Source organism: Allorhizocola rhizosphaerae (assembly GCF_003426775.1).
Taxonomy (GTDB): Bacteria; Actinomycetota; Actinomycetes; order Mycobacteriales; family Micromonosporaceae; genus Allorhizocola; species Allorhizocola rhizosphaerae.
This window is the reverse complement of record NZ_QJUG01000274.1, coordinates 1-9,967: the sequence shown is the minus strand read 5'-3', so window position 1 is coordinate 9,967 and position 9,967 is coordinate 1. Positions and strand designations below refer to the sequence as shown.

General features: G+C 68.7%; 10 protein-coding genes. 5 read left to right on the top strand and 5 right to left on the bottom strand.

Annotation, left to right across the window (positions count from 1 at the left end; all coding sequences use genetic code 11):
• From DM816_RS36580 to DM816_RS36570, 3 genes are all read left to right on the top strand, one after another.
• Positions 1 to 200, top strand: a 200-nt coding sequence (locus DM816_RS36580) for a hypothetical protein (protein WP_162908193.1), incomplete at its 5' end; no start/stop codon positions are given.
• A 9-nt stretch (positions 201 to 209) separates the two neighbouring features.
• The gene (locus DM816_RS36575) at positions 210 to 971 is read left to right on the top strand and encodes a biotin--[acetyl-CoA-carboxylase] ligase (RefSeq protein ID WP_117215091.1); all 762 of its coding nucleotides are present in this window, start codon (positions 210 to 212) and stop codon (positions 969 to 971) included.
• A 19-nt stretch (positions 972 to 990) separates the two neighbouring features.
• Positions 991 to 1,545 (top strand): PH domain-containing protein, encoded by a 555-nt coding sequence (locus DM816_RS36570; RefSeq protein WP_117215090.1) that lies wholly within the window; start codon positions 991 to 993, stop codon positions 1,543 to 1,545.
• Here the strand turns inward: DM816_RS36570 and DM816_RS36565 are convergent.
• The 3 genes from DM816_RS36565 to DM816_RS36555 all read right to left on the bottom strand — a co-directional run bounded on the left by DM816_RS36565 (position 1,542) and on the right by DM816_RS36555 (position 5,081).
• Positions 1,542 to 2,132 (bottom strand): GtrA family protein, encoded by a 591-nt coding sequence (locus tag DM816_RS36565; RefSeq protein ID WP_117215089.1) that lies wholly within the window; start codon positions 2,130 to 2,132, stop codon positions 1,542 to 1,544. The genes DM816_RS36570 and DM816_RS36565 overlap by 4 nt on opposite strands.
• 64 nt (positions 2,133 to 2,196) lie before the next feature.
• The gene (locus tag DM816_RS36560) at positions 2,197 to 2,682 is read right to left on the bottom strand and encodes a GtrA family protein (protein WP_117215088.1); all 486 of its coding nucleotides are present in this window, start codon (positions 2,680 to 2,682) and stop codon (positions 2,197 to 2,199) included.
• 29 nt (positions 2,683 to 2,711) lie between these two features.
• Positions 2,712 to 5,081 (bottom strand): sigma-70 family RNA polymerase sigma factor, encoded by a 2,370-nt coding sequence (locus DM816_RS36555; protein WP_162908192.1) that lies wholly within the window; start codon positions 5,079 to 5,081, stop codon positions 2,712 to 2,714.
• A 259-nt stretch (positions 5,082 to 5,340) separates the two neighbouring features.
• Between DM816_RS36555 and DM816_RS36550 the strand changes: the two genes are divergently transcribed.
• Together DM816_RS36550 and DM816_RS43175 are read left to right on the top strand one after the other, a co-directional pair.
• A complete protein-coding gene (locus DM816_RS36550; RefSeq protein WP_117215086.1) occupies positions 5,341 to 7,176 on the top strand; it encodes a phosphoenolpyruvate carboxykinase (GTP) in 1,836 nt (611 codons plus the stop codon).
• 26 nt (positions 7,177 to 7,202) lie between these two features.
• Positions 7,203 to 7,424 carry a hypothetical protein gene (locus DM816_RS43175; protein ID WP_162908191.1) on the top strand — a complete coding sequence of 74 codons (222 nt, stop codon included), beginning with the start codon at positions 7,203 to 7,205 and terminating at the stop codon, positions 7,422 to 7,424.
• Between the two features lie 103 nt (positions 7,425 to 7,527).
• Here the strand turns inward: DM816_RS43175 and DM816_RS36545 are convergent, their stop codons facing one another.
• A complete protein-coding gene (locus tag DM816_RS36545; RefSeq protein WP_117215085.1) occupies positions 7,528 to 8,139 on the bottom strand; it encodes a Maf family protein in 612 nt (203 codons plus the stop codon).
• Positions 8,129 to 9,313, bottom strand: coding sequence for an MFS transporter (locus tag DM816_RS36540; RefSeq protein WP_117215084.1), 1,185 nt, complete (start codon positions 9,311 to 9,313; stop codon positions 8,129 to 8,131). Before DM816_RS36540 ends, DM816_RS36545 begins: the two co-directional genes overlap by 11 nt.
• Positions 9,314 to 9,967 lie beyond the last annotated feature (654 nt).

The window sequence follows — 9,967 nt, the reverse complement described above, 5'->3', positions numbered from 1 at the left end:
AGCCGGATGATGCCGCGACCACCGTGCTGCCGCGCGTGAAGCGCACCCCGTCGCCACGCCGCCCGCGCCCCGGGTCACCGCGCGGGCACCGGCACCGGGTCGAGATGATCCAGCGGGCGCGGCACGTGCCGGCCGAGCCGGGCCGCCCGGAGATCCCGCTCCCGGACTGGCTGGGCCCGGTGTCCGGAGGCCCCCGCTAACGTGTCCGTGTGTACCGGGAACCAATCGACCAGGCCGCGTTGAGCACCGCGATCCACCCGTGGGTGCTGGACCTGCGCGAGGAGACCGGGTCGACCAACGCCGACGCCGCGCGGGCTGCGGCAGACGGGCACCCCGAGGGGCTCGTGATCATCGCCGAGTCGCAGGTCGCCGGGCGCGGGCGGATGGGCCGGTCCTGGGTGTCTCCCCCGCGCGCCGGCCTGGCCATGAGCATCCTGCTGCGCCCGCCCGTGGAGATCGCCCGCTGGGGCTGGCTGCCCCTGCTCACCGGCCTCGCGCTGACCGATGTCGTCCCGGGCTCCGGGCTCAAGTGGCCCAATGATCTGCTCATCGACGGGCGCAAGTGCGCCGGCATCCTGGTCGAGGCGGTCCCCGCCGCCAGCCGAGCCGCGACGGGCGAAGGCGCGGCCATCGTGGGCATCGGGCTCAACGTCTCGGCCACCGAAGACGAATTGCCGCCGATGGCGACGTCTCTGTACCAACAGGATCTGGAGATCGACCGCACCCGCCTGGCCGCGGCGGTGATCGGGGCCTTCAAGGCCCGATACGCGGACTGGCCGGACGAGGATCCACGCGCCGCCTATCTGGAAAGGTGCGTGACCATCGGCCGTGACGTGCGCGTCCTCCTCCCGGGTGACCGCGAGCTGGCCGGTGTCGCGACCGCCGTGGACGCCGAGGGGCGCCTGCTTGTGCGCCTGCCGGACGGCCGGGTGTGTCCGATCGCCGCCGGGGACGTGACGCACGTGCGTTGATCTACTAACCTACGGCGCTATGGCGTTCCCCGAAGACGTGATGACAGCCGACGAGAAGGTCGTGCTGCATCTGCGTCCACATTGGAAAGTAATGATCGTCCCCACGCTGGTCCTGCTGCTCGCGGTGGCGGCCGTGGTGACCTCGCTGGTACTGGGCTGGACCACGTTCGCCGTGTACGCCGTCGGCGCCATCGCCCTCGTGCTGTTCCTCTGGCTTTCGTTCTGGCCGTGGCTGGTCTGGCGCACGACGCACTACGTGTTCACCAATGAACGCATCATCTTCCAGTTCGGTGTGTTCTCCCGGGACCGCCGTGACATCCCGTTGATGCGGGTCAACGACCACGCGATGAGCCAGACGTTCGTCGAGCGGCTGCTCGGCTGCGGCACGCTGACCATCGAGTCGGCCGGCGAGCGCGGGCAGAGCGTGCTCAAGGACATCCCGAAGGTGGGCATGGTCCAGACGAAGCTCTACGAGCTGGTCGAGCACGACCGCGACTTGCACTCGTTCGGCGATGAGGAACGGCGGGGTGGCGTTCCCACCCGGCCGGCCGATAAGACCGAGGAGAAGAACTAGCTGAGGCTGGCAGGTGCCGGGTTGACCTCGCGCCTGCCCAGCTGGTGCTCCAGCGCCTCGTCGAGCTCGTCCTCCAGCAGGTCTTCGAACTCCTGCTCGATCGCGCCCGCCTGGGCGGGCACGATCACCGGCTCCGCGGTGGCCGCAACCGGTACCGGCGTGAAAACAAACCTGCGGTAGGTCAGGAACCGGAAGATTGTCCCGAGCGCGAGCCCGATGAACACGGCGGCGTTGAGCGCCAGCCAGCTGGTCATCCCGAACAGGTATTTGGTGACGCCCATGACGGCCAGCTCGATCAGCAGCCCGGCCAGGTTGAACCCGACGAACAGCACGAACTCGCGATGCGCGGCAGACTTGTCGCGGTCGCGGTAGGTCCAGTGCCGGTTCATGAAGTACGACGAGACGATCGCCACAGCGCTGGCGACCACCTTGGCCTTGAGCTCGCCGTTGGCGAAGAGCGGCACGAACAGTAGGAGGTTGAAGACGACCGCGTTGACGACCACGTTCAGGCCACCGATGATGCCGAACTTGACCACCTCGGGGCCGATCGCCCGGAGACGCTGGGGGAGAACTTGGTCTAGGCGCACCGACCTACCTTACGTGAGTGAGCTGGGAAACGCGCGATGTGGGCGGATTTTTTGGCCGGCAACGTCACCGCGTCGCCGCCTCGGCGGGCGCGGGAGCAGGCGCGATGAACACGAACCGGCGATAGGCCCAAAAGCGGAAAACCGTGGCGAACGCGTTGCCGACGATCTGCGCGGAGATGAAGGTGGCGAGCGGACTTTGGAAGATCGGGGAAACCGCGCCCAGGCCGTAGAAGGTCAGACCCAGTGTGGCCAGAGCGATGCCGAGCCCGGCCGCGTTGAACCCGAAGTAGAGCAGGTATTCCCTGGTCAGGCTCGATCGCGCGCGGTGGCGCCAGGTCCAGAAACGGTTGCCGACGAAGGCCACGGTCGCCGACACGACGGTCGAGATGGTCTTGGCGAGCAGCGGCCGGTCGGGATCTTCCGCGACCAGGTAGGCCAGGATAGCGCTGTCAACGAGATAGGCGAACAGCCCGACTACGCCGAACTTGCCCAGTTCATGCAGGATGTGGCGAAACCTTTGGTAGAGCCGTTCGACCAAGTTCGGGGTCACGCGGCCGAGCTTACCGGACCGCCTCGGGCTCAACTTGCCGTTGCCAGCAACACCATGAGCCCGACCACCATTGGGTCATTTCCGGTGCGGAGCGTGGCCGTGCCATCGCGATTCGCGGTCGCGCGATGCCTGATCACATCAACGCCCGGTGTGGGCCACGCGCAATTGTCCTTGGTAAAAGCGCACTGCACGCTGGAGGCGTTGCTCCCCGCCCCGACGTTGTGGAGTTGCGCGTCAAGCGTAAGCGTGTCATCGGTGAGACCGCGGTCTCCGTCCCACAGCACCAGGCCCAGGTCAACCGGCCCGCCCTCGCCCGTGCCCAGGAAGACCTCCTGACCCTCGCGCACCGGTGCCGGCCCCATGTATATCGCCAGTTCGCCCGGCTCGGCGGCCGGATCGTCGTAGGCAACGACAAGGCTCCAACCCGACCACATCGCTTGCCCGCTCGGCAGCTCCCCCGAGGGCACCGCGACCCACCAGTCGCCCGCGCCACCTTCGCGCACCGCATCCGTCACGTCGACGAACCCATCGACGGGATTCAAGTCACGCCAGCCCTGAGGGCCGTGCAACCAGACATGCCCCGGCACAGCGCCCGACGAGGCCACCATGAGCCCCGCCCAGCGCACGCTTTTCGGGAAGGCGAGACGAGCCCCGCTCACCGCGACGTCGTCGGCGAGCCCTGCGGGCGGCATGGGTTCGCGCCCCTCCGGCCTTGCCGGATGCATCTCCTGTCGATTGTTGTCCTCCGCCAGACAGACCGGCCTCGGCCGGCACGCCAGCAGGGCGTTGCCGCCGAGCGCGAAACCCAGCCGGCCGAGCGCCGCGTAACCCACCCGCATCCCTGGCGGCGCGATGGGAACGCGGGTCACCGTCTCAGACGCGGCATCGCCCGCCGCGGCTTGGATTTTTATGCTCTGGTACCCAGTGAGCCCCCGGTCGACCCGCACGACCAGCCGTGCGACGGTGCTCCGCCCGCGCCCCAGCATCGGCCGCGCACAGCTGACCGCGCCCGATCCCGTGCACTCCCAGCCGTCCCCCGCGTCCGGATCGGCCAGGCTCATGCCCGGCGGCAGCGGCACCCGCAGCGACAAGGATTCCGCGCGCTTCGACGCCTCCGGCATCCGCACCGCGATCGGCAGCACACCGGTCTGGCCCGCGATCAGCCGCACCTGCGCCACGTCCTGCGCGACGGCCGGTGCGCCCGCGACTGTCGTGATAGGACCGTGCCCGGTGGGCGCCGGGATCGGGGGCGGCTTCGAGCTGTCCGCTATGGACGGTGTGGGCCCGGCCGTCGCGGAAGCCGCCACAGAAGGCCGCTGCGACGGCGCCGGCCGGGGCATGGCGTTGTCGGGCGGTGGCTGCGGCCGATCGGTGTCGATGACCACCGCCGCGAACACGACGACTCCGGTCAACCCGGCCGCGACCAGACTCGACGCTGCCGCGACATTGCCCGGCCCATAGCGCTCGATGAGCTTGCGCGGCAAGTGGTAGAGCTTGAACCCGAGCCCCGCAACGAACGCCACCGCCTGCGCGCACCACTCCGTCACGTGCCGCCACAGCAGCACCAGCATCGCGCCCAGCCCGGTGAGCACACTGCCGATGGACCGCTCGACCACGGCCGAGCCCAGGTAGCCGCGGGCTGCCGAGCCGAGCAGCAGCCCGGCGAGCACACCCCGCAGACCCGAGTTCTCCTCGGTGAGCTCGCGGTGCAGCAGGCGGCACTGCTGGCACACGGCCAGGTGATCCTCCACTTTGGCGCGGTCGCGCCGGGCCAGCTGGGCGCGCACGTAGCCGGGCAGGTGCATGCCGGTCCAGTGGCAGCGCGGCGAGTCGCTGATGTCGATGTGCTCCTGCAGGTACATCTGGCGCAGGCGTTCCCGCGCCCGGTAGGCCAGCGCCGCAACGCCGTTGGGCGTGAGCCCGAGCAGGGGCGCGATCTGTGCGGGGCTCTCGCCCTCGACCTCGGTGTGCCACAGCACGGTGCGCCAGCGCTCCGGCAGGCGCGCGAAAGCGCGTGCGGCGTATGAGGTCTCCAGCCGCCCGATCAGTGGATCGTCCGGTGTGGACAGTGACTCGTAGTGCGTCAGGTCATCCGTGAACTCCACCCGCCGGTCGCGGCGCGTGCGGTCGTACAACGTATGCCGCAGCGTGGTCAGCACATAGGCGCGGAACGCGGTGTCCGGCCCACGCCCGGCGCGCATGGCGGCGAGCACCTTCGTGAACGTCTCGGCGACGAGGTCGTCGGCGTCGGACGGGTCGTGCGCGAGCACGCGGGCCAGCCGCTTGGCCGCGCCGACGTGCCGCTCATAGAGCCGGCCGAACGCGTCCACGTCGCCGCCTCTGACCAGCGAGATCAGGTATGCGTCGCTTTCCAGTTCAGGACCGAGCACGATGGTCACGGCCGCTCCCGGGGGGAATGGGACATAACGGTCTGAAACGACACTAGACGAAATGTCCGATTTGAGAAAGGGACGCGGGAACGTGCGCATGGAAGCGTGCCCACGTGCAGCAGAAATCGTCCAGGTGACGGCTTGTGCAGTTTTTCACAAGCTGGTATGGACTTCGGGCCCGTCCCTGGCCTTACGCTGAACTGAACCGCCGTTAAAGAAATCCGCGCGGCGGCTGGGTCAGCGCAGACCATTGACAGGAGACGATTTCATGGCCGCACCAGCGATCATCGCAGGGCTTGATCAGCCACCGACACAGCATCCTAAACTGCTCGCCTGGATCCATCGGGTCGCCGAGTTGACCACACCCGACCGGGTGGTCTGGTGCGACGGATCCCAGGCCGAATGGGAGCGCCTGACGGGGGAGCTTGTAGAGTCCGGCGCTCTGGTCCGGCTGGATCCGGTGAAGCGGCCCAATTCGTTCTGGGCCCGCACGGATCCGTCCGATGTGGCGCGGGTCGAGGAGCGCACGTTCATCTGCTCCGCCGAACAGGCCGATGCCGGGCCGACCAACAACTGGATGGCCCCGGCCGAGATGAAGCGCATCATGACCGACCTCTACCGGGGCTGCATGCGCGGCCGCACCATGTATGTGATCCCGTTCTGCATGGGCCCGCTGGAGGCGGACAAGCCCATGTTCGGCGTCGAGATCACCGACAGTCCATATGTCGTGGCGAGCATGCGCATCATGACACGCATGGGCTCGAAGGTGTTGGAGCGCATGGGAACCGAGCACGACTTCGTGCCCGCCCTGCACAGCGTGGGCGCACCGCTGGAGCCCGGGCAGCAAGACGTGGCTTGGCCGTGCAGCGACACCAAATACATCTCGCATTTCCCGGAGACGCGCGAAATCTGGTCCTACGGATCGGGCTACGGCGGAAACTCGTTGCTGGGCAAGAAGTGTTACTCGCTGCGCATCGCCAGCGTGATGGGCCGCGACGAGGGCTGGCTCGCCGAGCACATGCTCATCCTCAAACTCACGTCGCCGCAAGGCAAAGTGCACTACATCGCCGGCGCGTTCCCGAGCGCCTGCGGCAAGACCAACCTCGCGATGCTCGAACCGACCATCCCCGGCTGGAAGGTCGAGACGCTGGGCGACGACATCGCGTGGATGCACTTCGGCGACGACGGGCGGCTCTACGCGGTCAACCCGGAATATGGCCTGTTCGGGGTCGCGCCCGGGACGGACTGGAAGACCAACCCCAACGCCATGCGCACCCTGGCCGCGGGCAACTCGGTGTTCACCAACGTGGCCCTCACCGACGACGGCGACATCTGGTGGGAGGGCATGGGCGAGCCGCCCGCACACCTGACCGACTGGAAAGGTCGTGATTGGACGCCCGCGTCGGATGAGCTTTCCAGCCACCCGAACTCGCGGTTCTGCACGCCCATCAAGCAGTGCCCGATCATCGCGCCCGAATACGACGACCCGCGCGGGGTGCCCATCTCGGCGATCCTGTTCGGCGGGCGGCGCAAGACCACGGTCCCGCTGGTGAGCGAGGCGCGCGACTGGGTGCACGGCGTGTTCCAGGGCGCGACGCTGTCGAGCGAGACCACGGCCGCGGCCGTCGGCCAGGTCGGCGTCGTGCGCCGCGACCCGATGGCCATGCTGCCTTTCATCGGCTACAACGCGGGAGACTACTTCCGCCACTGGATCGCCATGGGCAAGGGAGTCTCCGGTGACGCCTCCGCACTGCCGAAGATCTTCTACGTCAACTGGTTCCGGCGCGGCGACGACGGTCGGTTCCTGTGGCCGGGCTTCGGCGAGAACTCGCGCGTGCTCAAGTGGATCGTCGAACGCCTGGAGGGCACGGGCGGCGCGGTCGAGACCCCGATCGGTTTCGTGCCAACGCCCGCCGACCTCGATCTGTCCGGACTGGACGTCACGGCCGGCGACATCGCCGCCGCGCTCGCGGTCGACGAGGCCGAGTGGCGCGACGAGCTTCCGCAGATCACCGAGTGGTTCGGCAGGTTCGGCGACCGCCTGCCGGGCGTGCTCTGGGCCGAGCTCGATGCCCTCAAGGCCCGCCTCGGGGTCCACGAATAATTGCCGTTGAGGGGTACCCTGCGAGGGTGCCCCTCATCGTCATCGCTATATGTCTTGGCGTACTCGGGGCCGCGGTGCAGATGGCCGCGCACGGTCAGAGCACCACGGTCGAAGGGTTCTGGCTGCTGGTCCGGTTCGCCGCGCTACTTGCCACGGTGATCCTCATGTCCGTCGCCGCCGGCCGGGGCAAGCCATCGCGATTTGTCCTCACACGAAACGGCTGCGGTGAACCTGTGGCGCGACGGTGATTTCGGGGCCATGTTCTGGTTCTCCGCCTGCATCGGGCTGCTCGGCCTTTTCGTGGGCGTGTGCGTCGTCCGATCGTCGCGCAGCCACCCGCGCCTGCGGACCCTACCGCCACAGGTCAGTGATCTCCGTGCCGAGCGTGCGTAGCAGGCGGCGCAGCAGCGGGAGCGACAGCCCCACCACGTTGCCGTGATCGCCCTCGATCCGCTCCACGAACGGCCCGCCCAGCCCGTCGATCGTGAACGCGCCGGCCACCCACAGCGGCTCACCGGTACCAACATAGGCATCTATCTCGGCATCGGTCAGCTCGGCGAAATGCACCACCGTGGAGCCGACACCCTCCGCCTCCCGCCCGGTCTCCAGGTCGACCAGGCAGTGCCCGGTGTGCAGCACACCGGAACGCCCGCGCATCGCATGCCAGCGCTTCACCGCGTCTTCGGGGCCGTCGGGCTTGCCAAGCACCTGACCGTCGAACGCGAGCACCGAGTCGCAGCCCAGCACCAGCTTGGGCCCGCTGTCATGCTGCCGCAGCCGCTCGGCCACCGCGTGCGCCTTCATCCTCGCCAACACCGCACACAGCGCCTCCGCCGAACCGGCCTCCACCGCCGACTCGTCCACTCCAGACACCAGGATCTCGGGGTCGATCCCCGCCGAAATCAGCAGCGCCCTCCGGGCAGGGCTGGCGGACGCGAGCACGAGCGTTGGTTTAGCTGGCACCCCGCAAACTTAACCCTTGAGCATTCATCGATGCACGCAGCCACCACGCCAGCCCGGCCGCGGCCGCGAGGAACACCGGCACCAGCAGCATCGCGGTGTGCGTGCCCACCTCGTCGGCCAACACGCCCAGCACGAACGGCCCCAGCCCGAAACTGATGCCCATGCCGTATGCCGCGACCCCCGCCGCCCGGTCGGGCTGCTCCGGTGACACGCTCAGCGCGAGCCCGATCCCCAGCGGGTAGTGCATCCCGTTGCCCACGCCGACAACCAACAGACCCACGATCGCGGGCACCGGGCTCACCGACCACCAGAACACCGCGAAACCCACCAGGCTCACGCCCAGCGCCGCGAAATACAGCGGAATCGGCCGGCCGCGCAACGCCAACCTGGCCCCACCCGCACGCCCGATCAGCATGCCCAGCAGGATCGCCGACACCGCCGCCGACGCACCGGCCGGCGTCAGCGCCGCCCGCTCCCGCAGCACGACCGCGCTCCACAGGGACAGCACGACCTCGATCGCCCCGGTCACCACCATCATCGTCCAGACCAGCCAGTACGCCCGGCCCAGCGGCAACTTCCCCGCGGGTGCGACGGAAACCGCCTCCCGCGCCGGCACCACGATCCCCAACCGCCAGGCCACCAGTGCCACGATCCCGATCGCTCCAATCAGGACACCCACCCCGGCGCGCCAGCCCAGCCCGATCCCCACACTGAGCCCGATCACCAGCGGGGCGATCATCCCCGCGCCGACCGCCATCGCATTCGCCTCACTGATCGCCGCCGGCCCGGCCGGCCCGTGCAGCTGCGCCAGCGACACCACGACCCCATTGATGACGATCGTCCCGAAGAACGCCACGATCAAGGTCAAAAGCATGGTCACCGGGTACCAGGCGGGCAGCGCCACAAACCCGGCGATCCCAACGGCAATCCCGGCCAGCGCGCCCCAGATCAGTCTCGGCCGCCCGAACCGCAACGCCAGCAAGGCGAACGCCGCCCCGCCAAGCACCGCCCCCACCGCGAGGGCCGTGCTGTGCAGGCTCGCCAGCGTGTTCGACACGCCCTGCTCGTCGCGCAACAACCCGACCACCGGCCCAAATCCGTACAGGAAATAGGCGTACAGCCCCAGCTGCACATAGATCAGCCAGGTCACGGGCGAGCGGGATAACCGGGGCATCGCCCCCACGCTACGCCCGGCCCCATCACCCGGTCAGGAACTGAGACGCAGCTAACGCCCGGATCGCCAACCGGTTTAGTGCGCCGTCCTGCGTCGAAAACCGAGCCGTCCGCCTCCCAGCGGCGGCACTGGCCGCGGTCGTCGGGCTCGCCTTTGCGCGACACCTCCCCTGGTCGACTCCGGCAAGGGCTCGCCAGCGCCTCGGTCATGCACGACTCGGCCGCCGCTGCGCAGTTCGCCAAAGGAACACCTCAAGCGTGGCACGGTGCTGACCTACGAAGCGAGCACCTGCTTTCCCGTCGCCGATAAGCCGGCTGACGACTTCCGGGCCAAACGCGGCACCACCGGACGCGATCCGGTTCAGCGCACCAATCCAAACTGGACGCCCTTCGCCCACAACCCTTCACACGGCCACGCAGCACCTCACCACCCAGCCCACAATCCCCACACCACACGGCCACGCAGCACCACACCACCAAACCGCAGCACATCACACGGGCGCGGAGTGGGCACGACGTCTCCGCCACGCGCGGCACACGGGTGAGTCTTGAAGCGGGTTCGGGGGATCGCTCTGGGACGCTAAAGCCCACCCCGAGCCCCACTCACCCGCCGCCGACCCACCCACACCAACCACGTGGCGGCCCAGAGCGATCC

What these genes read in the sequence shown, in the direction of transcription:
- DM816_RS36550 (WP_117215086.1), top strand. Translation starts at nt 5,341, where the DNA reads ATGGCCGCACCAGCGATCATCGCAGGGCTTGATCAGCCACCGACACAG.
- DM816_RS36570 (WP_117215090.1), top strand. Translation starts at nt 991, where the DNA reads ATGGCGTTCCCCGAAGACGTGATGACAGCCGACGAGAAGGTCGTGCTG.
- DM816_RS36540 (WP_117215084.1), bottom strand. Translation starts at nt 9,313, where the DNA reads ATGCCCCGGTTATCCCGCTCGCCCGTGACCTGGCTGATCTATGTGCAG.